The organism is Wolbachia endosymbiont of Culex quinquefasciatus Pel, from assembly GCF_000073005.1.
Classification (GTDB): Bacteria; Pseudomonadota; Alphaproteobacteria; order Rickettsiales; family Anaplasmataceae; genus Wolbachia.
This window is the reverse complement of the sequence record NC_010981.1, coordinates 1,115,397-1,141,081: the sequence shown is the minus strand read 5'-3', so window position 1 is coordinate 1,141,081 and position 25,685 is coordinate 1,115,397. Positions and strand designations below refer to the sequence as shown.

Here is a 25,685-nt window from a genome sequence, read left to right as displayed (position 1 = left end):
ATATATTCAATGTTCTATATTAAGACCTTCCATATATATCGTCCAATCTTACTATATCATTATCAGATAAAAACTTTCCTACCTGAAACTCAACTATCTCAAGAGGAAATCTTGTACTTTTATTCTCAATTTTATGAAACACCTTCCTTGGAATCTCTACTACATGATTTTTTGTTATAGCATATGTTTTGTCATCTAAACTCACGCATCCAACCCCTGATAGTATTATATGGTACTCATCTCTATAGTGGTGAAATTGCTTAGAAGTGCAGCTCAGTGGATTTATAAAAAGGTATTTTATAAGAAAATCCTTGCCCATTAAAACTACACTATAAAATCCCCATGGCTTAACCTCTTTCCTTATTGGCTTTACTTCCTTAACTTTATTAATGAACAACATTAGGCTCTTACTTGGCCGTTTATAAACTCTACCTAGTAAATTTTTTGCATCATTTTCTGTCATCAAAACTGGCTCTCTTCCTTTGATTACAGCTTGAAACGACTCAAAATTCTTATTAAATCTCTTACTTAACTCTAAAACTGAACCCCAAGTTCCAACATCCATCCAATCGAAATTGGCTTCTATCATTACAATATTTTCTGCTTTTTCTATCACTAGGTGATCAATAGATGTATCACCCATTCCTGCACAATTTTGCTGTTCTAAATACAGAAATCTCTCTCGTGATACAAAATGCTTCATACTTTCACAACATAAATTATAGAGAGTCGGAGCAATTTTTTTTATCTCATCTATATAGCGTTTTGCTCTAAACACAAATATTCCAGAGTTCCAATAATGATCGTTACTTACCTTACGCTCGGGTTTTTCTGTAAAATCTTTTACTATATGACATTTTTCTTTCTGACCATATACTGCATTTATATAGCCGTATTCAGAATTGAATTCATGAGGCTTTACCCCAAAAGTGACTATAGAGTCAGTTTCAGAGGCTAGCTTAGACGCTTTCTCAATAGAAACATAAAAACTATTCAAATCACCTATAAAATGGTCTGAAGGCAGAACTAAGATTGTCTCGTTCCTATCGCAGAGAAGCACAGCAATTAGTATTGCTGCCGCTGTCCCAATTTTAACTGGTTCAAAAACTACTTTACATTCCTGTAATGCATGTAATTCCTGCATCAATAATGACTCATATTGTATATTTGTGGTAATGATGGGTGGCATATAATCGCCTTTTAGCCTCAACAAAGTGTTGTGAAACATAGTATTCTGACTAAATATTTTCTGAAATTGCTTTGGCTTAGATAGAGGCCAAAGTCTGCTGCCACTACCACCACACAGTATTACAGGGCGCATTTAATTAAGATATTAATTATTTGATTAATATCTTATACTAACGGCAAAATGCATGCAAGTTTTTATTGTGAGATGATTAAAGTAAAAAGTAATTTAAAGTGATGGTTGACTACGAGCATTATGGAATCCCTACATTTCGTGATGAGTCTTGTCTTCTTTCTATCTCTCTATCAATATGAGGAGTGCTGCTTTTTTGATTAACGGCTGCAGCTATTTTTTTATCAGTTTTGTTTTGCGGCTTCTCCTTTAAGCTTTCTCCAACACCTGGTTCTCTGGATTTATCTATACTTTCACTACTTTTATTCAGCGCCTTTTCCAAGTCTCTTTCAATACCTAGACTTCTAGCATCAAGCTCATCCCATGTGCCCACTATACTGAGTGGCTTATGATCCTTCTGCTCCGGCTTTAGCCCTTCTTCACCTTTAATAATATTAAAGTCACTTTTTGCCTCTTTCCAACATTCTTTCAATTGGTGTTTCGACATAGTAAGATAAGCATTACCATACTTTTTCTCATTTTCTACAAATAATAAAATTGGAACCTTAAGTATTGTAGCTCCCATATTTACTAAATTTTTTACTACCACTGCAGGAGTGAAAAAAAGATAACCAAAAGATTTTGCAACTCGATTTTTTCTAGCTATCAAATTCTCTCCTAATTTCATAGGAATAAAAGTCAGCATTCTAGCACAAATCTTAGCTAAACCCGCAACAAAAACAATAGGAACAGATATCAGACTTTTATCTAGCTCTAGATTACCATCCTGATCTCTAATTTCTGAAAAATGGGTGCTTAGCTTCTTGTAATCACTAGCGTATAGTAATTTTCCATTTCTTCCTTTTTCATCTCTATCTTTCTCATCAACTTCTCCCGTGTCATCATTGATGAAGCAGCCTTTTTTAGCAAGAAAAGAGGAATTAGTTAGCTCAAACTTATCATCTTTTTCCCGAGCTTCAAAAATTGGAATATGTTTTTCAAGATCAATTTTTGAAAACCCAAATGGTTTATAGTAGCCATCATAATGCTTAACATCCTTGTTTTTTTCCCGATTAACTAAAAAGTCAATGGTAAAATAGGACCTATCATCCGTTTTCTCGACAAGAGCTAATTCAAAAGTTTTCTTGTCATACAAAAGTTTATATATAGTCTCACCATTACTATTCTTACTTTCTACAACTTTCCCAGATTTCACAATCTGATCGTAATTCTTTGGATATTTGCATTTTCTTCCATCTGTATATGTCATTACCTTCCTAAGATCCTTGACATAAATTTGAGATTCAGATGAAGCAAATAAACCTTTTGCTTTAAGCGTAAAGTCTGCTACTCCTTTTTTTAACACTCCAAACATGTTGTCAAACCAAAATCACTATAGCTCAATAATAAAATTAGTAAACTAATAATATACTAACACAGAACTAACAATTTTACAAGAAAATATGCCTATAAAAGAAAAAAGTCGTAAAAGCAAGGACTATATAAGTAATGCTTGATAAGTATTTTATGCATGTAATTGTAAAAATCCTTAGAAGTACGCTGTCTATATAATCTTCACACACTACCTGCATTCCAAGAACTGCATGCCAAAAAATGCAAAACACCAGTATAACAAAAAACAAAAGCTCTAGTGGATGATTAATAGCCTGAAATAATTTTTCATTAAAAGATAAAGGGCTATCAACATAAAATGTGCAAGAAAATGAGTAAATAAACCAAGGAAATAAAAATAACAAAATCACCGCAGAAACACGCTGGATCCACCAATGATGTACTGAATTTACAGATTGACTCATATAAATATAAAAGCCATAGTAGAAAGAAATAGCATTATTGTTAGTAATATAGCACTTTTTAAAACACTAGCAATTTCTAAATTAAGCCCAGCATCCCACAATAAATGACGAATACCATTGAGAAAATGATACATAAAGCTTACAAAGCATAAGATATAAGCTAATTTAGCAACAGGAGTGAACAATAATGCATTTAAGCACCTTACTATAATTAACTTAGGGGAGTAAACATATAATATAAAATACCAAGAAAGTATGATTAATAAAAGAAATAGCAAGATACCAGTCAATCTATGCATAATAGAAAAAAAACTAGTAACTTGTACTTTATATATTTGTAAATGTGGGGAAAGAGGCCTGTTACTCATAAAATTTCGTTATCGAGAAATTAAAAAATAAAGTAGAAGTAAAGACAGCAGTATAGTACATAATGACACTATTATTTGAAATGGTGAATTACGTACAAAGCCTAAGGAGGTAATCCAGCTGCAGATTCCCCTACTGCTACCTTGTTACGACTTCACCCCAGTCACTGATCCCACTTTAAATAACTCCTTCCTTGCGGTTAGGCCATTAGCTTCGAGTGAAACCAATTCCCATGGCGTGACGGGCAGTGTGTACAAGACCCGAGAACGTATTCACCGTGGCATGCTGATCCACGATTACTAGCGATTCCAACTTCATGTACTCGAGTTGCAGAGTACAATCCGAACTGAGATGTCTTTTAGGGATTAGCTTAGGCTTGCGCACCTTGCAGCCCATTGTAGACACCATTGTAGCACGTGTGTAGCCCACTCCATAAAGGCCATGATGACTTGACATCATCCCCACCTTCCTCCAGCTTATCACTGGCAGTTTCCTTAAAGTACTCAGCATTACCTGATGGCAACTAAGGATGAGGGTTGCGCTCGTTGCGGGACTTAACCCAACATCTCACGACACGAGCTGACGACAGCCATGCAACACTTGTGTAAAATCCGGCCGAACCGACCCTATCCCTTCGAATAGGTATGATTTTCATGTCAAGAAGTGGTAAGGTTTTTCGCGTTGCATCGAATTAAACCACATGCTCCACCGCTTGTGCGGGTCCCCGTCAATTCCTTTGAGTTTTAATCTTGCGACCGTAGTCCCCAGGCGGAATGTTTAACGCGTTAGCTGTAATACAGAAAGTAAACTCCCCATATTTAACATTCATCGTTTACAGCGTGGACTACCAGGGTATCTAATCCTGTTTGCTCCCCACGCCTTCGCGCTTCAGCGTCAGATTTGAACCAGATAGACGCCTTCGCCACTGGTGTTCCTCCTAATATTTACGAATTTTACCTCTACATCAGGAATTCCTCTATCCTCTTTCAATCTCTAGATTAATAGTTTTAAAAGCAATTCCAAGGTTAAGCCTCGGGATTTCACTTTTAACTTATTAACCAGCCTACGCGCCCTTTACGCCCAATAATTCCGAATAACGCTAGCCCTCTCCGTATTACCGCGGCTGCTGGCACGGAGTTAGCCAGGACTTCTTCTGTGAGTACCGTCATTATCTTCCTCACTAAAAGAGCTTTACAACCCAAAGGCCTTCTTCACTCATGCGGCATGGCTGGATCAGGCTTTCGCCCATTGTCCAATATTCCCCACTGCTGCCTCCCGTAGGAGTCTGGACCGTATCTCAGTTCCAGTGTGGCTGATCATCCTCTCAGATCAGCTATAGATCATTACCTTGGTAGGCTATTACCCCACCAACTAGCTAATCTAATATAGGCTCATCTAATAGCAATAAATTTTTCCCCCGTAGGGCGTATACGGTATTAGTTGTCGTTTCCAACAATTATTCCGTACTACTAGGTAGATTCCTATACATTACTCACCCGTCTGCCACTAAGTTATACCATAGCAAGCTACAATATAACTCCGTTCGACTTGCATGTGTTAGGCCTGCCGCCAGCGTTCATTCTGAGCCAGGATCAAACTCTCAAATTTAGACTTCAACCTATAAAAGGTTGAGGGTACATCGGATAAATCCGACAAAAAATAATTTAGCTTAATACTGCTGTCTTTATTTCTACTTTAGAAATATTTTAATCTCCAACTATTCAAACAACTTTAAGGATATTATTATGTGATATAATCACTATGTCAATATGTTTTTGCAAATCAAAAGCATTAATGTATAAATATATAACTATTTGGAATATTAACATGAAAAAATACATCTTTCTGCTTACACTTGCGCCAATGTTAGTTGGCATCACATTATACTTATTGCGCAACATTGATAACACAAAACAATCTATAACTGCAGGTGACAAGTTTTACGAAGTATTATTCTTAAAAAAAGATAATAAGTCGCTGCTAGAAGAAATAGATTCACATTGGGAGTATTTAGCAAATTTTGAACGCGCATTCAATCATATCTCAGATTCAATGCCAACAGACACAGCATCTATTATTTATAATGATTTGGCAGACGATAAAGATGCTCCTGATGTTTTACGTGAGTTAGCACAATACTTAGAAGTAATGAGCTTACTTCACTCCAGCGGTGAAAAAACAAATAGAGATAAAATTAGTAATTTAGAATCAAATGCAGTGTACCCTTATTCAAGCCAAGAAGCTATCGCTATAGTAAAGATACACAGTAACGACATTAAAGGTGCAATTGAAATATTGCATTCATTATTAAATGATAGAGAATGTCCGACTCTAATCAAGGCCAATGCACAAGAATTACTTCGGATATACGAAAACTAAAAAACTTGCTTGCATAACAATTTGGCAGCGCATTTAATGAAATAAAGAACTTTACTTGACAAACCTCCCTATTTTATTATGGCACTAAAAGTATTTATGACTCAAAATTTGTTTTTGACTGTAGGATCAATCACAAAATCCAGTAAAAACTTAGGTGTTTATTGGTAGATTACATAAAATTATAGCGGTTTTTTAAATTTTTTCTATATTCAGCCAAGTCGCGCTTGTTAGAACATTATTACAGCACCACTTACAGCAATATAGAGTCAAAATTTCACTACTCAGAGGTTCCTTTTACCTTTTTATTTAGTAAGACTTCTCTATATTTATAGTTAATATATCAAAGAATAAACTTCACTAGCAGAATGTCATTCTAGCACTAAAATGACAAAAAGAGGATAAAATCGCAATAGTATGTATCAAGCACCGTTGTATTTTCTCTATATTTTAGATTATTTTGTTTACCCCCCTCCCTTTACCATTCAGCTACGCAGATAGTTACTACAAACCGTAAAGATGTTTAAAAGAAATCTAATTTTTTATCAACTCATACATTTCATTACCAACTTCACAACAAGGTTCTGCAGTTGGATAAAAATAATCAAAAAAGAAATAATCCTTTAGTATTTCTGTGCTGCATCCAGAATTATAGTAAGTATCAAGCCTTCCTTTAAATATCAACAAGAGTATCTTTATACTTTTTCCAAATCACCCTACCCTAAACTGGTCTACGATGTTTGATAGGTATGCATCTCGATCATTTAACCCTTTGCTCTTATATTTACCAAGCATACTTTTCATTTTAGAGTTAAGATCGAATGCTTTTATTTCAAGATCTGCACCTTTCTTCATATAATCTAAATTATTAGCTAATTTTGTATTAAAACTCTGTGTAAGCTGTTGCAGCCAGCTCTCTTGCTTTTCGTCTTTATTAAAGCTAGTATCAAACCAACCTCAGTCACATTTGCAACAATCACATGCTTTACACCATATTCATTTAGAACCAAATGCATTACATATTTCACTAACCGCTTTATTTCAATACTTTTTCTGCTTTAACATTGTTATAAGCAGTGGCACCCATAATATTATTTCCTCGATTATAATGAAAAATAAAATCTCCTTTACCTACGTCTGGATGATGTTTAATTACTGCGTTTAGTTAATCAGCTAAACGAAATTTATTGAGGAAATAAGAAAAAATAGGGTTAAGAATTTCAGATGCTGTTGCATATAAAATCGCATAGTTATGACCTTGCTGTTCATAGTATCGATCAAAAAATGAGCATCTCCATGATGACTTAAATTCTTCTAAACCTAAATACTTTGATACATATTCAACAACAGTAAGGCCATTGCTAAAAATCCTCCTTAATAAAAAGGGGCATTAAGTTTCACGTTTCTTACAAAGGATAAGTTATTAAAATTTCAATAATTACACCATTATCAGATAAACTATCACCCAGAACACAAAAATTTTTACACTTTGAATTAGAGTTATTATTTTTATTTGCCATAACATTCAATATCTAATCATACTGCTCTATAAAGCCTATAAAAAAAGAAAAATAGGGTGAAATTATAGAACTTTGGCTGAATTTTACCTATTTTTTGAGCAGCCCTTCTGCCTTAAAAGAAACCTCTAAGTTTTTTAGCACGGCTTGGATGTTTCAACTTACGTAGTGCTTTTGCCTCTATTTGCCTAATTCTTTCACGTGTAACATTAAAAATTTTTCCTACTTCTTCTAAGGTATGCTCCTTTCCATCTTTACCAAGGCCAAAGCGCATCCTTAGAATTCTTTCTTCTTTTGGTGTTAAAGTTGCAAGAACATTGGTCGTAATACCACGCAAGTCGGCAAGTATTGCAGCATCCTCTGGTTTAGAAACTCGCTTATCTTCTATACAATCACCGAAGGTACTACTATCATCCTTTCCTGTTGGAGCTTCAAGACTTACCGGATCTCTTGCTATCTTCATAACTTTGCGTATTCTTTCTAGCGGCATCGCCAATTCTATACTCAATTCCTCTAATGTAGGCTCTCTACCCATTTCATGAGTCATCTTTCTTAATGCTTTGTTGATTTTACTGATAATTTCCACCATATGTACTGGTATTCTAACTACTTTAGACTGTTCAGGTATTGCCCTAGTGATTGATTGTTTTACCCACCAAGTACCATAAGTCGAAAATTTATACCCACGTTTGTAATCAAACTTATCCACAGCCTTCATAAGACCAATATTACCTTCTTGTATCAAATCAAGCAGATCAAGGCCTCTTTTTGAATACTTTTTAGCAATCGAAACCACCAGCCTTAAATTAGCCTTAATCATTTCTTGCTTTGCTTGAGAGACTTCTTGTTCATGTTTCTGTATTCTCTTGATTACCTTCTTAAACTCCTGAACTCTATCTCCTTGTACATAACTCTTAATATTGCTTAAGGCACTAGCTATATACTCATAGCTATCGTTTATAAACCTTAAGAATTTATTTTTTAATTCACCTGTAAAAAGAGATTGATTTTCATTAATCTTGAGAAAACTTATTTCACTAAACTCGTGCTCTAAAAGCACATCATCATAAACATTATAAAAACTTTCTCTATCAATATCGTACTTTCTAGCTTCAGTAATAAGATTAGCTTCTTCAAACGTGATTAGTCTATTTATTTCGTAAAGTTTTTGTGTAATTCTGGTAATAGCAGCATCACTAAACTGAATTTGTAATGCTACAGACCATATTTGATTATATAAATTTTCTAGCTCATTAGAGAAATCTTTAGAATTTTTTTTCAATACCAATGCTTCATTTGTTAAAGCAATGATCTCATCCAATGCCGTGATAACCTTTGGCAATAAATCACTTTCCATTTCAAGAACAGAAATATTTAAGTTAGCTGAACTTATGTCTTCACTCTCATTTCCCTTTTCATCATTACCTTTTTCCTCATCATTAACACAATCTCTAACATCTTCAGCTTCACTTTCTTCTTTGTCTACCATATTGAAATCAGAGTTATAAATTGCATCCAGATTTATAATTTCTCTCAGTAAAAAAGTTCCACCACTTAAATCATCACGCCATGTTTTGATTATTTTGAATGCCACTGATGTTTCAATTATTGCACGTAACATGTTATGCTTTTCAGATTCAATTTTTTTTGCTATCTTAATTTCATCTGCTCGTGACAAAAGCTTTACAGAGCTCATATCCTGTAAATAAATCCTTACTGGATCATCGTTTTGCACTAAAGTTGTAGTAGTATTCAACGATGTCTCATCATCATCAAGCTTATTACCATCATTATTAGAAGGAGCTTCTTCCTCATCTTCACTACTTTCGAGTATGTTAATTCCAGAGTCTTGCAATAAAGCTATAGTATCATCTATAAAATCAGTTGAAAAATTTTCATCTGACAACTTATCATTTATATCATCAAAAGTGATAAAACCGCCCTTTCTTATACTTTTGGTTACAAGATCTTTGATGATCTTTTTCCTATCTTCCGTACCATTAATAGTTGACATCATTACCTTTACAGTTTATAATTTTATTTCTTATTTATCAAATAAACTTACAATTAGCAAGCTTATAGTTTTATTCTTAATTTATAGTTACTTGCTACTTCATATAGTTTAAGATACTATCAATTTATTCACATTCTTCTTAATCAACTAGTCTCTCTATTCTTACTAATATGGACAATCCAACTGAAAATGTTGCAATTCCAACCACTATAGCAGTAAGCATTAAGACGTGAGGTATAGGATTGGTATATAAGTGAAAATTTGAAGTCAATATAGGAGGTAAAGAATTTTTTACATACCCTAAAGATATGTAAAACAACAAAACAGATGATTGTAAGACACTTAATCCCATCATTTTTTTGATTAAGTTTTTATCATTTACAATGATATAGAAACCTAGCACCATTAATATAGTAATGCCTACATAATTATATAGAGTCATTGTTTTTTCTTGCGAGCAAAATTTATATATATGATTAACATGGAAGAAGAGACGGTAAGCAATACACCCAGCTCCACTAAGAAAATACCCAATTTTTGACCTGTTCTACTATCAGCTGACAATATACTATAGGATAAAAAATTTTGGCCAAATAAAACTGTTATAATACCAGCTCCTCCATAGGTTAAAATACCTAGTACGTTAGTAAATTTGATAATAGAGTAAGGTATTGCTTTTAAAGTTGTAGGTATATCAAATAACATAGAATATAATATTATCCCAGAAGCAATAATTATTCCCGCCTGAAAACCTCCACCTGGAGTATAGTCACCATGAAACTGTATGTATAAACCAAAAAAAATGATAAAAGGTATCATCAAAAATGTTACTGCACTTAATACCGGATCTTTAATCACTTTCTTTCTCTTCTAATATTAACATTATACAAAGTGCAGCAGTAAAAACTACTATAGTTTCTCCAAATGTGTCATAGCCACGAAAGCTTGCTAAAACAGCTGTCACTATATTAGGAATACCAATAGCTTTTTCAGTATTTTCTACATAATAAGGAGCAACGTGCAAGTGAACTGGAGCATTATGACTGCCAAAATCTGGTAATTGAATCATAAAGTATGATAAACATGCAGTCAAAAATAACATAAAAAAAAGTGTTGTGGGGCTATGAGATAAATTTGCTTTGTAATTCTTTACCAAAGAGAGTGCTGCAAACGTAAAGACTGTGCTCAATCCTGCACCAACAGAAGCTTCAGTAATTGCAACATCTGGCGCATTCATAATCAAGTACATAAGTGCAATAAGTGAACTAAATACACACATTAGAACAGCACTTACAACCAAATGTTTCGAAAGAACTATAAAAACTGTAACCGTGAGTAACAGCAAAAGTAATATTAGATTCAGTATTTCTAGCATCTTAACCTTCTTTAATAGTCTTTACTTTTATAATAAGTACGCGCTAAAATATAACTGTTAGTTGAATTGGCTATCCATATTATAAAAATCAATAATATAACTTTAATAGTATTGATTGAAAATTCATTTTGCCAAGCAAAACCAATCAACAACAACATTGCGCCACTAGAATCTGCAATACCTGCAGCATGTAGTCTAGTATAGAAATCAGGAAATACTACTACTCCTACGCTTGAAATGACTATTAAACAAACACCTAAAAATATGAGAATGGATGCTACCATAAATTATCAAAACAACATTAATCTCATTAGCGCTATAGTTGATATAAAGCTGATGCTAGCATATAGTAATGCTATATCAATTAAAAAAAAATCATTCAGAACAATCGATATTGCTGTTATGAGTAAAACTAATTGTGTTGATAAATTATTGAATGCTAAAATCTTATTGTAAACGTCACTTGACCTAAATACTATACAACATAACATTACACTCATACAGAACAAAAGCACATAGATAGCAATACTAATCATTTATAAACTATTATAACCTCTGTAGATTTCTAAATCGGTACTTCTTCACCACTATCTTGATCATCTATTTCATCATCGTGGCTTTCTTGACTTACATCCAGACTTGTGTTAAGTTGATGATCAGAAAAATTTAACAAATTTGCTAGCTTACTTGGACTATTAATATAAGTATTATCTGTGTTTCCTTTCATGTGCTCCTTGCACCTTTTCACCAAAAGGTTAAACAACTCATGAGTATTCACCTTCTTTTCTGCTATTTCATATAAAGAAACTATCGTATCCTTATGATCTTTAAACTTAACCATTTCAACGGGATCGCTTGCCCCTGTACTCAAATCATGCGTTCTTTGACTTGCTAGCAGAACCAATTTAAAACGGTTGTGTACCTGTTCTACACACTTTTCTACAATAGACTCAACCATAAAATACCACCTTGATAAGCTTTATACTATATCACAAAAAATAAGATGTCAACTTCAGATCTATTGAGATCCAATTCTACATTCTACTTTTTCTTCTTTAGCTTTTACTGATTGATTTTCTGTTATTGTAATTGTTATCTCATGATCAAGCTTTTTCAAAAAACCTAACAGTCTCTCTAAAGAAAAACCACTTATCTTACCACTTTTAATTTGTGACACCTTTGGTTGATCAATACCAAGTTTCTCAGCCGCACAAGCTTGAGTCCAAGTATTTTTTCCTATAATTTTACTTATTATGCTCAGCAATTTTTTTTTTATTGCTTCACTATCCAGATTGTTTAATGATATTGTTTCCATAATTTTTACTCTCACATACCAACTAGCTTTATTAAATATTATATCATAATATTTAATATACCAATATATTAATAGTATATAACTTGTCAATAACTATCTGATACTCAAAATTTTAAATTGACTATAATTTTTATCAAAATACTAGTAATTTCAAACTATTATTTTGTAAAAAACTTACTATTAAAGAGAATAAGTTGAAATTGCAAAGTTTAAAATACAGAAATAATCATTTTACAAACTCGTTTTAGAGACTGTACATGATCTCAAGAAAGGAATAAACCGGAGATAGAGTATGTAAATTATGAAAACAGAGCAAGATGAGTAGGAGAAAAACTGAGTAGAGTTCTGTAGAAAGAAACAAAATCAAGAAGATTTAGGATATATTTTACATAGTGTTACAGGTCCTAAAAAGTGGCTTCAGTGAATCAACAATGTTTTCAAAATGGCAAGATTATTTTAATAAATGAAGTAAAAAACATAGCGGAAGTAAAGAAAGTGTTTTGAAATATATATAAAAAAGTAATTGCAAAGAAACAAATAAAAGGATGTAACTGTAGAAATCTTTGCCGTATTGTCAAAAGGTAAGTCTCTAATACTCTTATAGAAAAGTGTAGACAATTGTGATAAGCAAAATTCAATACTAGCTTACAAATCGTCTTCTTGCTTCCACCGCTTTGCTTCTAAAAAGATTATGAATAGACCCTTATATCCGAAATTTATACCTCTATATTTTAATATAGGGATTCATTTCAATTTTTAAAGTTTCTATTTAATAAGAATGCTATATCATATTCGTAATTTAATTTAAATATCTGTTGCTTCTGAAATACTATTTGGTTAGTAAATAAAATCATGTCTAATACAGAAAAAATGAAAAAGGATGTTGCTGTAATTATGGGAAGCGAGTCGGATTATGGCACTATGGTGCATGCTATTAACCTATTAAAAGAATTGGAAATTTCACATGATGTATTTATAATATCCGCACACAGAACACCAGAGAGACTCTTTAATTTTACTAAGTCTGCTCAAGAAAAAGGCTTTAAGGTTATTATAGCTGGTGCAGGAGGAGCGGCTCATTTACCTGGTATGACTGCATCGCTTACTTATTTACCTGTTATCGGTATTCCTGTGCATAGCAAGCAATTAAATGGGCTAGATAGTCTATTATCTATAGTGCAGATGCCAAAAGGTGTTCCAGTTGCAACAATGTCTATAGGAGAGAGTGGAGCATGCAATGCCGCTATTACTGCTGCATCTATATTGTCGATTTCTAATAGTGAAATTGCAGATAGATTAAAAAAATGGAGAGAGGGGCAAACTAAAGCAGTAAAAGAAAAACCAACATTATAATGGCAATAGTTCTTTTAGATACAAAAACCATAAATCGTATAGCAGCAGGAGAGGTAATAGAAAGGCCTGCAAGTGTGGTAAAGGAATTAGTGGAAAATGCAATAGATGCCAGAAGCTCAGAGATAGAAATTAAGATAGAAAGTGGTGGGCGTAACCTCATTACTGTAATCGATGATGGTAGCGGAGTAAAAAAGGATGATTTAGAACTTGCGTTTATGCGCCATGCTACTTCAAAATTGAGTGACAGTGAATTGATAGAGATCAAGCATCTTGGCTTTAGAGGAGAAGCTTTGCCTTCAATTGCAGCAGTAAGCAGAATAAAATTATCATCTAAGGCAAGCAAAGCAGATCAAGCATGGTCTATAAGGTATGAGGGGGGAGAAAAAATAGGAGAGCTTGTTCCTTATCCTTTATCGATAGGAACATATATTGAAGTACGAGATTTATTTTTTGCCACACCAAATAGACTAAAATTTCTCAAAACCGAAAGGGCAGAAACACAAAGCATTGTTGATATTGTAAACAACTTAGCAATGATCAATTATGGAATTGAGTTTACTCTTATCTCCGATAATAAGAAGCTTCTTAAGTATGCTAAGCAGAACTCATTATTTAGCAGGCTATGCGAAGTAGAAGAAGAATTTCATGAAAACTCTTTGCAAATTAGTGAAGAAGAAGATGGCATTAGACTTACAGGATACATCTGTAAACCTACTGTCAATCGTAGCAATTCAACTCAGATCTATACATTTGTTAATGGTAGACCAATTAAAGATAATCTACTTATTGGTGCAATTCGTTATGCGTATCACGACCTTATTCCAAGCAATAGATATCCTTTTGCAGCGCTGCACTTAGAGATACCGTATGATCAAGTTGATGTAAATGTGCATCCAAATAAATCAGAGGTAAGGTTTCAGAACAAGAGGCTAATATATGAAATAGTGAGAAGAGGGCTAATAAAAGTGCTATCAAAGAGAATAGATCTTGCAGAAACTGTATTGGCCCAGAATGGAACAACAACGAATCATCTATCATCAGATCCTTTTAGTAGGTCTAGTCTTAAAAATGAATTTTATGGAAGAAGGTCGGATCCTTTTGAAAACCAGTTAATGAGAAAATTTACTTCTCCAAATATAGAGACAAAAAGCTTATCAGAACATTCAAAATCGTTTGATTATACTGGTATGCAAAAATCTCCTCCACGAGCAGAAACTACAATTTTGGAAAGGAAACAAACCGATCTAATAAGGGACTATCCACTTGGGTTTGCACACTGTCAAATCTACAATACTTATATTATTGCCGAGGTAAGAGACAAACTAATTATAGTAGATCAGCATGCAGCCCATGAAAGACTAGTATACGAGTGCTTAAAGGAGAAATCAAGTATAAAAAGACAAAAACTTCTTTTGCCTGAAATGGTTGAAATCAAAAGTCAAGCCGGTATGGAAATGATAGAAGTTTATAAGGATAAGCTTTTCGAAATGGGCTTTGATATCGAAATTAAATCAGAAAATGCGATCATAGTAAAAGAAATACCTGCAATCTTAGGGTCAATAGATGTGAAGAAAATGCTAATTGATATAGTGGATAGATTAATAGAAATAGAAGATACTCTACCTATAGAGGATAAAATAAATAAAATACTAGCTACAATTGCTTGTCATGGATCAATTAGAGCAGGTAGAAAGATGAAATTAGAGGAGATGAATGAGTTGTTGAGGCAAATAGAAAAAACACCATATTCTGGACAATGCAATCACGGAAGACCAACCTATATAGAAATGAAATTAAGCGATATTGAAAAGTTATTTGAGCGAAGGTAAGAAATTGTCACAAATGTGTATAGATTATACAACCCTAGTTTCGTCATCTCAAAACTCAGATACACAATTGTTCGAACATTGCAATTTGCAGGTAATTTGTATAGTAGATAATGTCATTCTATTACTTGACGATGATTTATTATGCAGCTACTTGATTAAAATTAAGTTTCTTAAATCCCAGGCATTGTCTTTTATGTTAATAATTAATATACAACTAAAGATACTTATCAAAAACGACAATAAAGAATTCAAAAAAAGCCAGAAATTCTGTAGAATTGACCATATCATATAGAGAAAAAGGAAGTGTATGATCACATCCTTCACTCCGATCATTAATCTGCAAACAAAATAGTTTTGCATTTTTTGATAAGATTAAGTAATATCATCGTATTAGTTATACAATTAATAATTTTTATGGATGAGCGTAATCCTTGGAATCTTGGAAAGAAACCGTCAGGTTCAAGTAATGAAGATATTTTAAGTAAAGCTGTGTCTGATATAAGATGCTTTTTTAATGGCTTAACCAGAAATAGAGGGAAAAAACCTTATTTCATCATTTTTATTGTTTTGTTGTTTTATCTTTGTACTGGTTTCTATATTGTCCATCCGAGTGAGGAAGGTATAGAACTTACTTTTGGCAAATATTCCAATACAGAAACATCTGGTTTGCGTTATCACTTTCCCTACCCTATTGGTAAGGTTTTTAAAGTGAATGTTAAAGAAGTAAATCGTGAAGAAATTGGGATAAGCAGCTCTTATGGGCGAGATACAGATCGTGGTGAAGGAGTGATGCTTACCGGAGATGAGAATATAGTCAACGTTAACTTTGAGGTCCAGTGGCGAGTTAGAGATGCCAAAGATTATTTATTCAAAGTGCGGGATTATAAACCTGGTTTCAGCGTTAAAAATGCTGCTGAAAGTGCTATGAGAGAAATAATAGGTAAAAATACGATCTCTTTTGCACTCGAAGGTCAAGGTAGGGCTGAAATCTCCAGAGATACTAGAATTTTATTGCAACAGATTCTTGATGGATATCAAATGGGTATAGAAATTTTATCTGTTCAAATGAAAAAAATTGACCCACCAGAAAAAGTGATTAGCTCATTTAGGGATGTACAAAGTGCTCGTGCAGATAAGGAGCGTACTATAAACGAAGCATATGCTTACAGTAATGATATTATACCTCGTGCAAAAGGTGAAGCAATAAAGATAAAATTAGATGCAGAAGCATATGAGAACGAAATAATAAATGAAGCGAAAGGTAATGCAAATCGCTTTTTATCTCTTTATGAAGAATATAGACAAAATCCTTCTCTTGTTAAGAATCGTATTTATCTTGAAACTATGGAAAATATTTTTAGCAAGGTAGATAAATTTGTTATAACAGACGATCTGAAAGGTATGTTCTCTTATTTACCTCTTACAAATCTAGGAAAATAGTCATGAGTAGTAATATTAAAATTGTTTTTGCTTTTGTATTTGTTGCATTATTGATTGCATTATCTAATTCAATCTTTGTTGTTCAAGAAACAAAACAAGCAATAGTTATACAACTCGGTAAAGTCGTAAAAGATGTTAGGGACAGTGGTTTATATTTTAAATTGCCATTTATAAATAACGTAGAATTTCTTGATAAGAGAATTTTAGATCTAAGTCCTGATAAAACTCCAAGGGAAGTGATAACTGCAGATCAAAAGCGTATTATAGTAGATGCTTATGCAAAATATAAAATAATAGATCCTATCACTTTTTATCAGACTGTGAAAAATGAATCAGGGCTAGTTAGAAGATTATATCCTGTCATAGAAGCTCACATAAGGGAGAATATAGGAAGATTTTCATTAATTAGTTTATTGAATGAAAAGAGATCAGAAGTTATGCAATTAATTCAACGTGGAGTTTATTCTGAAGCTGGAAAATTTGGCATAGAGATAATAGATGTAAGAATTAAGAGAGCAGATCTACCAGAAGAAAATAGTTCTGCAATATTCCGCCGCATGCAAACTGAAAGAGAAAAGGAAGCAAAAGAAATTAGAGCAGAAGGAGAACAAGCTGGACAAGAAATTAGATCAAAAGCTGATAAATTAAAAAGGGGGATTGTCTCTAGTGCAGTAAAAGAATCACATGAAATAAGAGGCCGTGGTTATGCTGAAGCAACTAGAATCTATAATGAGGCATTCAAGGTTGATGAAGAGTTTTTTAACTTTTATCGCTCTATGAAAGCTTACAGTAAATCATTTGCTGAGGGTAATACTAAATTTGTGCTTTCACCAAATAATAATTTCTTAGATATTTTGAACAAGGGATGGAAATAGTTTATGAAAAGTAAAGCATTTATTTTATCTATATTTGCATATTTTTTAATTTCATTTGCTTCATATGCTAATCTGTTTGCAAAAACAGTTGCAGATCCTGTATGTAGTTGTAATAAAGGGCTTGCTGATATAGTGGAAGAACTTATTCCCGCAGTTGTAAATATTTCAAGTGAGCAAATAGTTAAGCAAGAAAATAACAGTAGAACTAAAATTCCCTTTACGCCAAGAAATAATTTCTTTGATGACTTTAGAGAATTTTTCGAGCATTTTGATCAATTTTTCGATAGAGCTCCTAGCATTAATAGAGAAGTGACGTTACTTGGGTCTGGATTTATTATAGATAAAAGTGGAACCATAGTAACCAACTATCACGTTATTAAAAATGCCCAAGATATTACAGTTACTATGAACGATAATACTTATTTCAAAGCAGAAGTTTTAGGCTATGATGCAAAAACTGATCTTGCTGTGCTTAAGATTAATTCTGATAAAGATCTTCCTTTTGTTGAATTTGGTAATTCTGATAAAGCAAGAGTTGGTGATACAGTTATTGCAATAGGCAACCCTTTTGGTTTAGGTGGCTCTGTAAGTACAGGAATTGTGTCTGCAAGATCTAGAGACATTAGTATTGGTACTATGAATGAATTTATTCAAACTGATGCTGCAATTAATAGAGGTAACTCAGGGGGACCACTATTTCATCTAAATGGAAAAGTTATAGGCATTAATACTGCTATTTATTCCCCATCTGAATCTGGCGGTAACGTGGGTATAGGCTTTGCTATACCATCTAATCTAGCTATTTCAATTATTGACACATTAAAAAGTGGTAAAAAAATAAAACATGGTTGGCTTGGCGTGCAAGTTCAGCCTATAACAAAAGAATTTGCTGAATCCTTGGGTTTAAAAGATATCAAAGGTGCATTAGTTGCAAGCGTAGTAAAGGGCAGTCCTGCAGAGAAAGGAGGAATCAAAGTAGGTGATATACTATTAGAGTTTGACGGCAAAAAAATTGATAGAATGACGCAATTACCTCATATGGTTTCACGAACTGAGCCCGGAAAGAAAGTACAGGTTAAGTTACTTAGAAAAGGTAAAGAAGTCAATATCAAGGTTGCAATCGAGGAATCTACAAATGATGATTCAGGTAATAATCAAGAAGAAAATAAATCAACATCTAGTTATATAAGTGGTTTAACCGTTTCAAATTTGCCAAAAGAACTAAAAAACAATGCACCCACAAAGGGTGTAGTAGTTACTAGTGTAGATAGTAGTAGTAATTCTACACTACGTGTTATTAAGAAAGGTGATATAATTATTCAACTAGATGGAATCGATATTGAAAATACTAATGATTTTCAAAAACAAATTGATTCAGCAGTAAAAAAAGACGGCAAAGATTCAGTAATGCTGCTTATTTACCGCAACGGCAATCAATTTTTCACCTCAATCAAATTGAAGAAGTAGCTATTTATCTAGCTGGTCATGAAAAATTGCTTGACAAATTTAACTAGCTTCTTTATCCTGAGGGTAAGGGTGTTTCTGTAGATTAATAAAATTTGTCCCTATACTGAAAACCTTTCCAACGAGGTTATGGAAGAACTAGATTTCAGTATCAAGCACTGGAACGATATCATCCATAAGATGAAAGAGCTGGAGTGGTAAGAAGTTCGATAATACAAAGCATTTTTATGCTCAGTTGTAAAAAAACAACTTTCTTTCACAAGTTAATTTATAACTAAATTAGTGTAAAATATAATTATATTTACTGATCATCAGTATTAATCAATAATTAATACCCATAAATTAATTATATCTAATCGCAAAGGGAGGTGGAGATGCGTTTTAAACTAGAAAAGGAAGATATTCCACAAAAAGATTGTAATAATAGAACTGGTCGTAGGATACCTGCACAAATAAGATTAAATAACAAAACAACATTTAGCCTGCCTAGTGTATCTTACATTATTCAGGATGACGCTACTGGTCAGCGTTTTGAAATTTGGGATTTCAAGCATGACGTGGGAAGTATATTAAACGACTTATCTCAAGGGCTACAACTAAAGCTAGAAAGCGTAAGAAATGATTACAAATTCGCTTTAGTTACTACCTCTGATCAACCTTATTATTATTACTATGATGGCAAAGATACTATGATAAATACTATTGATCGTATACCTCATGGTTACACAAATGGTTTCTATGTTAACGCATATAATCGTGAAAGCTGTAGTATTTATTATGAATTGCTAGAAAACAGGAAGGTTTTAATAGATCCAAAAGACATAATTAGTAGCGAAAATGTCAGTCTTATTTTGGAAGATCTTAAAAGTTCACCTGATAAAAGACTCAAAATAAAAATAGGAGACTATTTGTTTAAAGAATCAAGAAATATATACAAATTATATAGGAGCGCTCAGGTATATAATTTAACTGGTGGAAAAGTTGGCATATTGAATGATATCCTTTCAGCATTTACTCGTATAAGCAATACATTCCAGTTATTCCCTTTTCATGAAATGGAGAGCTTGAAAGCACAAGATACCTATTTCGCAGTAAAAAAGTTAGGCAATAGTTATGTTGGTTGCATATCGTATGAAAATAGCACATGCAAAAATTTTTATAATTTTAACCCTAATTCTTTTGGGTATGAGCACGACAATAGACCAGGTCCATATCCTTATTATTATAACTTAGAAAATTTTGATAACTTTTTGGAGGTTGATGTGAATATTCAAGAACATATAAATTTAGAAACAGAAATTGAACTTTTAAAACGCAGAATAGACAGATTAGAACGTACTGGTGTACAAGGTCCTAAAGGTGAGCCAGGTGAAAGGGGACAAAAAGGTGATAGAGGCTTCGATGGAGCGCCTGGTCCTCAAGGTAACAAGGGGGATACTGGATCGTCAGGTGCGCATGGATCAAAAGGTGATCAAGGACCTAAAGGAGAAAAAGGGAATCAAGGCACTAATGGAATAACTCCAAGTATTAGTCAAGTTGTTACCGAATTTTCTTCTAACAGAGCCCATCTATATCCTTTAGCAGCAGCTATAATGGAAGAAGATCAGAGTAATTCCATGGGATTTTCAGAAAGAATAGCACATCTTTTTGGTGAGCGTGTAAAGCGAGAAGATTCTTTAAAAGCGTTAGTTAAAGGCGTACAAGGTCCTCCAGGCCAAAAGGGCGAACCAGGTCGTAACGGTCAACGGGGGTTAAAGGGCGAACAAGGTCCCAAAGGTAATAAGGGTGACCGAGGTTTTCCTGGTCCAGAAGGTTCTAAAGGAAATACTGGCTCAAAAGGTGAGAAGGGAGATGCCTCAAGTGCTATAGAAATTGCAACTGAATTAGTTACCAGTAAAAAAGCTGAGCTAGGAGAAGCAGTTCTTAACGCAAATGGTATCACAGGTGAAAATCTTGCAACTCAGATTGCCGGTAAAATTAATCTTAATTCGCAGGAACTTGTGAATAAAATTGATGTAGCAAAACTTACTGAAGGAGTAGTAAGTAAACTTTCTTTAGAGGAAGCAAAAAACATTATAAAAGATACTGTGAGTAAGATAACAAGCGATGCCACAAAGAAAAATAATCCCGATCCTATAGCCTTCCAAAAATATGAAAAATTTGCAGAAAAGCTTGCTAAACTACTTGTTGATAGAAGCAGTATGAGCGAGATAGAAGCTCACAATCTTATAAAAGGTAAGGTGAGCGATTGGGCACTTGCTAAGTATCTTCTGCTTCATAGTGATTTAAATAATCAGCCAAAGGCTCTAGAAATCGTGAAGCAAGAAATAGACAAGGAAAAATTAGTTGAGTATTTGCTTGAGTATGCCAAATTAAAAGGCGATGTGAATGCAGCAAAAACAATAGTTGAAAATATTGTTCATCAGTTCTTTGACACTCAAAAAGTAGGTGAATTAGGAAGAGCAGTACTAGAAGCAAAAGATGATCAAGATAAAAAAGTGCTGGTAAATGATCCAGTCTTACGTGAAGGAATAGCAGAAGAATTGAGACAAAATCCAGGAAAGATAAAAGGTCCCAAAGGAGATACTGGTTCTAAAGGTGATAAAGGAGATACCGGAACAGATGGATTGCCAGGTGCACAAGGTCCTAAGGGAGAGCCAGGCATAAAAGGTGAGCCAGGCATAAAAGGTGAGCCAGGCATAAAAGGTGAGCCAGGTATAAATGGAACAAAGGGAGATATTGGTCCTAAAGGATTAGACGGAGCCATGGGAATAAAAGGTGATATGGGTGAGAAAGGAGAGATAGGTTCTAAAGGTGACAAAGGAGAACCAGGTGCGAATGGGTTGCAAGGACCTAAGGGAGAGATAGGTTTGCAAGGACCTAAAGGTCAAGTTGGTAGATCTGGTCTTAAGGGTATGCCAGGTCCACAAGGTCCAAAAGGAGATACCGGAGCTCCAGGTGCGAATGGATTGCCAGGTTCCAAGGGAGAAGATGGAATAGGTGCTACATTAGCTGATCAGTTTTTACGTGAGATAAGAAAAGCAAAAAATGAAACTCTGGATGCTAAAAAAGCAGCAGAGGCAGCTAAAAATGCTTCAGAAGGTTTTGCCAAACAAGCTAAAGATACGGAAGATAAGGTTAAAATACTACACAATCAAACAGTGAATCTTACAGGAGAAGCTGAAGATTCTGCTGATCAAGCACTTCAATCCGCAGAAAATGCGGAAGCATTGCATAGTAGCGTAAGAGATATGTTTTGTACAACAAATCCTGCAGATCAAGTTTGTAGTGCACGCAGAAGAAGGAGGGAAACTAAAAAATCATCAGTGACAAGCGGAGCAAGCAGACCAACTTCATTTATATCTCAAGTAATAAATTTCTTTTACCCTGCGGTAGGACAGGACAAATATAAAGTAAAAAATGAAATAGAGGAGCTTAATCGAGTGACAAAAATAATAGATGCAGTAGATATTGTAAAAAAATTTGAAGAAGTATTAGGAGAAACAGCTGTGAAATGCGGCATTTCAAAGAAAAGTCTAAATTTTAATCCAGTAGAACTGCAGTCAACCATTATCAATAAGTCATTACTTAATGATGAAAATCATAATGAGTTGTTGAAGTTCTTGTGTGTAGCTGCGAAAAAATCATTACCTGATTACAAACAAACTAGTAAATGTTTGGCTACTTTCAAAGATCATATGGAAAAAAGATTAAATGAGCAGCAAAGAGCTTTCGTTAATACTGAAAAAATAGTGGCAGATAATGAGCAGCCAAGGAGTTTTATGAGTTATGTCTCTCCTCCTAGTAGCCTAAGTGCCATTAATCAGCAAGTTGTTGGTTATTTAAGGTAATATCATGGAAAAACATATATTTAAAATGGAGGATAAAAATCCGCTCTATAAAAAATTGATTAAACTTCCTGCTGAATATTATATATTAAACAAAAATAGTAAGGTTATCAATTCACATATTGGTACAATTAAAGTAGAGGATATTAATGGTTTGAAGTTAAAGAAGCAGGGAGATAAAATATCTTTATATGAAGGAAACTTACCCCTGCAGGCAGAAAGATCTGATGAAAGTGGAAACTCTATTAAAGAGGATCTTATTGTAGAACAAGAAGCTATAATAAGTACAAATAGAAACAATATTATAGAAAAGCTTGAATCAAAACCTATCTTGATTTCGCTTTACAACATAAAAGATAGTCCTAACTTTGGCCTCAAATTGTCTGGTAGAGATATAACTGGAGTACTCAATTTTATCAATTTTAACGATGAAAATGACCCAGTACTACAAAAAATTCAAGAAGAAAAAGGTGGACTTTATTTTACAATAGAAGGTGATTATATCTATATATCAGATGAAGAAGGAAAATGTCTTCCAGTATGTGAAGATGGTAGTTGCTATAAGTATCAATACACAAAAAATGAGCATGATATATTAGAAATTAGTGAGATATCAACAATAATAAAAAACTTAACTAAAACTGAGCAATGCAGTGCACCAGCTAAGGCAGGGCAGAATTTTACTTTGCAAAAGGGAAAAGAATTATCGGATAATATCTATCAAGCAGATATCATGTTAAACGGTAAGCTTGTAGCTACTTTACCAAAAATAGGTTACTGCATGCTTGATGACCAATTGGTCATACATAATCACGTTACAGAAGAAGAGATAAAAATTCCTAGAAACTTTCATTATCTTAAAGTCGTTAAGTCTAGTAATAATGATGATTATAAATTAACATTTTGTAATTTCTTAGGTAATGAGTTTTTTGAACATAAAAAGTATGATTCTCAATACTCAAATGTTCCAGATGAATACCAGTATACAAGTTTAAACTATATGAAAAAGGGATATAAGCCAAATTTCTGCAAGTTACTTAACGATAAACCATCTTTTTTTATTGCAAAAGGAACTACTAATCAAGATTCTTCAGGCCACTGCCCAGCTGATGTATTTGAATTAGCAAAACGTGAGAAAATGGCTACATTAATTGATCAATTTGGCTTTTTCAATAAAGAGGGTAAGTTTCAATATTGTGATTACCATACAAAAGCAGATTACGATGTTTATGATTCTTATAAAATTAATAAAGAGTACAAAACAACAGATGAATTTCTCTTCAATGATGACATAGTTCTTTATACTATTCCAGAGCTATCTTAACCACGCACAAAGTATATTATAATTGCTTTTTAAAAGTGAATTTAGTAGAATTCAAAGAAGTGTAAGGGTATATTTTTTTAGTATTTAATCTAAATAAAATTGTTCTCAGTTTAAAATCGATATAAGACAGTAAGATGAAAAAAATTGAAATCTCAGAATTACTCAAAAGAATTGCTATCTGTTTACTATGCATAGCAATTATGGTCTCTATTGCTCTTTTGTTTGCCTATATGCATACAATGTTTCTCAGTAAAGGATATGAGCTGGCTGCACATTATATTAGCGAAGCTATGCCTTCTGTGTTACTCACTGTTTTCTTTTTTATCGCTTGGTTTATATATGATCAAATATTTAGTAAAATGAAGGAAGTAGAGCTGCCTATAGAAATAGAATTAGCTAATTCAGATAATAAAACAACATTTGCTAATGTTATAATTGACGATTCCTTAAAACAACGATTGCAGATTATTTGCTGTAACCAAATGACAGAAGAAATGCGTGAGATGTTTGGAAGTGAAAGTATTAACTCACTAAAAGGTTATATACTGCACGGCCCTCCTGGAAATGGTAAAACACTTATCGCCCGCGCAATTGCAGGTGAATCAAATATGAATTTTATAAGTATCTCAGGTCCAGAACTTATTGGAGTATATATTGGTCATGGTGCACATGCTGTACGCGAGCTTTTTAAAGTAGCGAGAAAATATTCTCCTTGTATAGTATTCATAGATGAAATAGATGCAGTTGCCCAAAAAAGAAGTACCGCTAATAACTCAGCTTACCACTGTCGAGAGAGCTTAACACAGTTACTAACTGAAATAGATGGATTTAAGAGCAGAAAAGATATAATAGTAATTGGTGCAACTAACCTGGTCAATGAGATAGATCCAGCACTTATTAGGCCTGGACGCTTAGGTCAAAGGGTTCATATACCTAATCCAAATGTGGAAACGAGACAAAAGATATTGGAGCTTTATACCAAAAATACAAAAACTGATGGAAGGCTAAATATTCAAGATATTGCAGAAAAAACAGAAGGCTATTCTGGAGCTGAGTTAGAACAACTAGTTAATGAAGCAAAAATATACGCTGCTCTTGAAAGAAAGTCCAAGGTAGTGAGTAAGGAAGATTTCAACCACGCGTTTCAAAAGCTAAATCCAGTACAAGAAAGAGGGAGAATAACATTAGCTTCATGTCAGACACAGACGACAGAAGCCCATTTTGTACAATAAAAACTGGAAGTGTAGCAAGATGTGCCAAATTTCGTTATTGAAAATAAAATTTAAAACTTGCTATCATTTTGCCACTCGTTAGTACCACGGTGGTTTTGTAATAGAACACAAGCTGCAAAAACTTAAGGAAAAAATGGGTCAGTGCTTGACACTGGCATCTAGTTCTTTCTATCAAAAATGCTGTAAAGTGTTCACCAATTTAGTTGGATACCAGTACTGGTATGATATTATGAAGACCTAGCA

At 33.5% G+C, this 25,685-nt stretch carries 22 protein-coding genes and 1 rRNA gene; 9 read left to right on the top strand and 14 right to left on the bottom strand.

Annotation, left to right across the window (positions count from 1 at the left end):
- Positions 1-19: 19 nt before the first annotated feature.
- The 5 genes from WP_RS05335 to WP_RS05320 form a co-directional block, all read right to left on the bottom strand.
- Positions 20-1,321, bottom strand: a complete 1,302-nt coding sequence (locus tag WP_RS05335; RefSeq protein WP_012481987.1) for a sugar phosphate nucleotidyltransferase — start codon at positions 1,319-1,321, stop codon at positions 20-22.
- Between the two features lie 118 nt (positions 1,322-1,439).
- The gene (locus tag WP_RS05330; protein WP_007302448.1) at positions 1,440-2,672 is read right to left on the bottom strand and encodes a hypothetical protein; all 1,233 of its coding nucleotides are present in this window, start codon (positions 2,670-2,672) and stop codon (positions 1,440-1,442) included.
- 76 nt (positions 2,673-2,748) lie between these two features.
- A complete protein-coding gene (gene sdhD / locus WP_RS07215; RefSeq protein WP_012481986.1) occupies positions 2,749-3,114 on the bottom strand; it encodes a succinate dehydrogenase, hydrophobic membrane anchor protein in 366 nt (121 codons plus the stop codon).
- Positions 3,111-3,482 carry a succinate dehydrogenase, cytochrome b556 subunit gene (gene sdhC / locus WP_RS05325; RefSeq protein ID WP_012481985.1) on the bottom strand — a complete coding sequence of 124 codons (372 nt, stop codon included), beginning with the start codon at positions 3,480-3,482 and terminating at the stop codon, positions 3,111-3,113. The genes sdhD and sdhC overlap by 4 nt, the downstream gene beginning before the upstream one ends.
- A gap of 102 nt (positions 3,483-3,584) precedes the next feature.
- Positions 3,585-5,088, bottom strand: a 16S ribosomal RNA gene (locus WP_RS05320).
- Positions 5,089-5,241: 153 nt separating this feature from the next.
- Between WP_RS05320 and WP_RS05315 the strand changes: the two genes are divergently transcribed.
- Positions 5,242-5,859 carry a hypothetical protein gene (locus WP_RS05315; RefSeq protein WP_012481984.1) on the top strand — a complete coding sequence of 206 codons (618 nt, stop codon included), beginning with the start codon at positions 5,242-5,244 and terminating at the stop codon, positions 5,857-5,859.
- A 708-nt stretch (positions 5,860-6,567) separates the two neighbouring features.
- Here the strand turns inward: WP_RS05315 and WP_RS05305 are convergent.
- The 9 genes from WP_RS05305 to WP_RS05260 all read right to left on the bottom strand — a co-directional run bounded on the left by WP_RS05305 (position 6,568) and on the right by WP_RS05260 (position 12,077).
- Complete coding sequence (locus WP_RS05305) at positions 6,568-6,711, bottom strand: hypothetical protein (protein ID WP_007302443.1); 144 nt, start codon at positions 6,709-6,711, stop codon at positions 6,568-6,570.
- A 777-nt stretch (positions 6,712-7,488) separates the two neighbouring features.
- On the bottom strand, positions 7,489-9,387 hold the full coding sequence (gene rpoD / locus WP_RS05295; RefSeq protein ID WP_007302441.1) for an RNA polymerase sigma factor RpoD: 1,899 nt from the start codon (positions 9,385-9,387) through the stop codon (positions 7,489-7,491).
- A 139-nt stretch (positions 9,388-9,526) separates the two neighbouring features.
- A complete protein-coding gene (locus WP_RS05290; RefSeq protein ID WP_012481982.1) occupies positions 9,527-9,829 on the bottom strand; it encodes a cation:proton antiporter subunit C in 303 nt (100 codons plus the stop codon).
- Positions 9,826-10,245, bottom strand: a complete 420-nt coding sequence (locus WP_RS05285) for a Na(+)/H(+) antiporter subunit B (RefSeq protein WP_007302439.1) — start codon at positions 10,243-10,245, stop codon at positions 9,826-9,828. Before WP_RS05285 ends, WP_RS05290 begins: the two co-directional genes overlap by 4 nt.
- Positions 10,238-10,762 carry a DUF4040 domain-containing protein gene (locus tag WP_RS05280; protein ID WP_010404272.1) on the bottom strand — a complete coding sequence of 175 codons (525 nt, stop codon included), beginning with the start codon at positions 10,760-10,762 and terminating at the stop codon, positions 10,238-10,240. Before WP_RS05280 ends, WP_RS05285 begins: the two co-directional genes overlap by 8 nt.
- 11 nt (positions 10,763-10,773) lie before the next feature.
- Entirely contained in the window at positions 10,774-11,046 is a 273-nt protein-coding gene (gene mnhG / locus WP_RS05275; RefSeq protein WP_012481981.1) for a monovalent cation/H(+) antiporter subunit G, read from the bottom strand.
- Between the two features lie 6 nt (positions 11,047-11,052).
- A complete protein-coding gene (locus tag WP_RS05270; RefSeq protein WP_012481980.1) occupies positions 11,053-11,298 on the bottom strand; it encodes a monovalent cation/H+ antiporter complex subunit F in 246 nt (81 codons plus the stop codon).
- Positions 11,299-11,327: 29 nt separating this feature from the next.
- On the bottom strand, positions 11,328-11,720 hold the full coding sequence (gene rpoZ, locus WP_RS05265; RefSeq protein ID WP_007302435.1) for a DNA-directed RNA polymerase subunit omega: 393 nt from the start codon (positions 11,718-11,720) through the stop codon (positions 11,328-11,330).
- 60 nt (positions 11,721-11,780) lie between these two features.
- Positions 11,781-12,077, bottom strand: coding sequence for a helix-turn-helix domain-containing protein (locus WP_RS05260; RefSeq protein ID WP_007302434.1), 297 nt, complete (start codon positions 12,075-12,077; stop codon positions 11,781-11,783).
- Positions 12,078-12,929: 852 nt separating this feature from the next.
- Here WP_RS05260 and purE point away from each other — a divergent pair.
- The 8 genes from purE to WP_RS05220 all read left to right on the top strand — a co-directional run bounded on the left by purE (position 12,930) and on the right by WP_RS05220 (position 25,442).
- The gene (purE, locus tag WP_RS05255; RefSeq protein ID WP_007302433.1) at positions 12,930-13,430 is read left to right on the top strand and encodes a 5-(carboxyamino)imidazole ribonucleotide mutase; all 501 of its coding nucleotides are present in this window, start codon (positions 12,930-12,932) and stop codon (positions 13,428-13,430) included.
- A complete protein-coding gene (gene mutL, locus WP_RS05250) occupies positions 13,430-15,259 on the top strand; it encodes a DNA mismatch repair endonuclease MutL (protein WP_007302432.1) in 1,830 nt (609 codons plus the stop codon). Before purE ends, mutL begins: the two co-directional genes overlap by 1 nt.
- Before the next feature lie 414 nt (positions 15,260-15,673).
- Complete coding sequence (hflK, locus tag WP_RS05245) at positions 15,674-16,699, top strand: FtsH protease activity modulator HflK (protein WP_007302431.1); 1,026 nt, start codon at positions 15,674-15,676, stop codon at positions 16,697-16,699.
- Between the two features lie 2 nt (positions 16,700-16,701).
- Positions 16,702-17,574, top strand: coding sequence for a protease modulator HflC (gene hflC, locus WP_RS05240; RefSeq protein WP_007302430.1), 873 nt, complete (start codon positions 16,702-16,704; stop codon positions 17,572-17,574).
- 3 nt (positions 17,575-17,577) lie between these two features.
- On the top strand, positions 17,578-19,041 hold the full coding sequence (locus tag WP_RS05235; RefSeq protein WP_007302429.1) for a DegQ family serine endoprotease: 1,464 nt from the start codon (positions 17,578-17,580) through the stop codon (positions 19,039-19,041).
- A 371-nt stretch (positions 19,042-19,412) separates the two neighbouring features.
- Entirely contained in the window at positions 19,413-22,889 is a 3,477-nt protein-coding gene (locus tag WP_RS05230; protein ID WP_007302428.1) for a collagen-like domain-containing protein, read from the top strand.
- Between the two features lie 4 nt (positions 22,890-22,893).
- On the top strand, positions 22,894-24,210 hold the full coding sequence (locus WP_RS05225; RefSeq protein ID WP_007302427.1) for a hypothetical protein: 1,317 nt from the start codon (positions 22,894-22,896) through the stop codon (positions 24,208-24,210).
- Between the two features lie 230 nt (positions 24,211-24,440).
- Positions 24,441-25,442: an AAA family ATPase gene (locus tag WP_RS05220; protein WP_231834398.1), complete on the top strand. Its 1,002-nt coding sequence runs from the start codon at positions 24,441-24,443 to the stop codon at positions 25,440-25,442.
- The last annotated feature ends 243 nt before the right edge of the window (positions 25,443-25,685 follow it).

Excerpts from the sequence above, each read along its gene's own strand:
- WP_RS05335 (WP_012481987.1), bottom strand. The coding sequence starts at position 1,321 with ATGCGCCCTGTAATACTGTGTGGTGGTAGTGGCAGCAGACTTTGGCCT.
- WP_RS05330 (WP_007302448.1), bottom strand. The coding sequence starts at position 2,672 with ATGTTTGGAGTGTTAAAAAAAGGAGTAGCAGACTTTACGCTTAAAGCA.
- sdhD (WP_012481986.1), bottom strand. The coding sequence starts at position 3,114 with ATGAGTCAATCTGTAAATTCAGTACATCATTGGTGGATCCAGCGTGTT.
- sdhC (WP_012481985.1), bottom strand. The coding sequence starts at position 3,482 with ATGAGTAACAGGCCTCTTTCCCCACATTTACAAATATATAAAGTACAA.
- WP_RS05315 (WP_012481984.1), top strand. The coding sequence starts at position 5,242 with ATGTCAATATGTTTTTGCAAATCAAAAGCATTAATGTATAAATATATA.
- WP_RS05305 (WP_007302443.1), bottom strand. The coding sequence starts at position 6,711 with ATGAAGAAAGGTGCAGATCTTGAAATAAAAGCATTCGATCTTAACTCT.
- rpoD (WP_007302441.1), bottom strand. The coding sequence starts at position 9,387 with ATGTCAACTATTAATGGTACGGAAGATAGGAAAAAGATCATCAAAGAT.
- WP_RS05290 (WP_012481982.1), bottom strand. The coding sequence starts at position 9,829 with ATGACTCTATATAATTATGTAGGCATTACTATATTAATGGTGCTAGGT.
- WP_RS05280 (WP_010404272.1), bottom strand. The coding sequence starts at position 10,762 with ATGCTAGAAATACTGAATCTAATATTACTTTTGCTGTTACTCACGGTT.
- mnhG (WP_012481981.1), bottom strand. The coding sequence starts at position 11,046 with ATGGTAGCATCCATTCTCATATTTTTAGGTGTTTGTTTAATAGTCATT.
- WP_RS05270 (WP_012481980.1), bottom strand. The coding sequence starts at position 11,298 with ATGATTAGTATTGCTATCTATGTGCTTTTGTTCTGTATGAGTGTAATG.
- rpoZ (WP_007302435.1), bottom strand. The coding sequence starts at position 11,720 with ATGGTTGAGTCTATTGTAGAAAAGTGTGTAGAACAGGTACACAACCGT.
- WP_RS05260 (WP_007302434.1), bottom strand. The coding sequence starts at position 12,077 with ATGGAAACAATATCATTAAACAATCTGGATAGTGAAGCAATAAAAAAA.
- purE (WP_007302433.1), top strand. The coding sequence starts at position 12,930 with ATGTCTAATACAGAAAAAATGAAAAAGGATGTTGCTGTAATTATGGGA.
- mutL (WP_007302432.1), top strand. The coding sequence starts at position 13,430 with ATGGCAATAGTTCTTTTAGATACAAAAACCATAAATCGTATAGCAGCA.
- hflK (WP_007302431.1), top strand. The coding sequence starts at position 15,674 with ATGGATGAGCGTAATCCTTGGAATCTTGGAAAGAAACCGTCAGGTTCA.
- hflC (WP_007302430.1), top strand. The coding sequence starts at position 16,702 with ATGAGTAGTAATATTAAAATTGTTTTTGCTTTTGTATTTGTTGCATTA.
- WP_RS05235 (WP_007302429.1), top strand. The coding sequence starts at position 17,578 with ATGAAAAGTAAAGCATTTATTTTATCTATATTTGCATATTTTTTAATT.
- WP_RS05230 (WP_007302428.1), top strand. The coding sequence starts at position 19,413 with ATGCGTTTTAAACTAGAAAAGGAAGATATTCCACAAAAAGATTGTAAT.
- WP_RS05225 (WP_007302427.1), top strand. The coding sequence starts at position 22,894 with ATGGAAAAACATATATTTAAAATGGAGGATAAAAATCCGCTCTATAAA.
- WP_RS05220 (WP_231834398.1), top strand. The coding sequence starts at position 24,441 with ATGCATACAATGTTTCTCAGTAAAGGATATGAGCTGGCTGCACATTAT.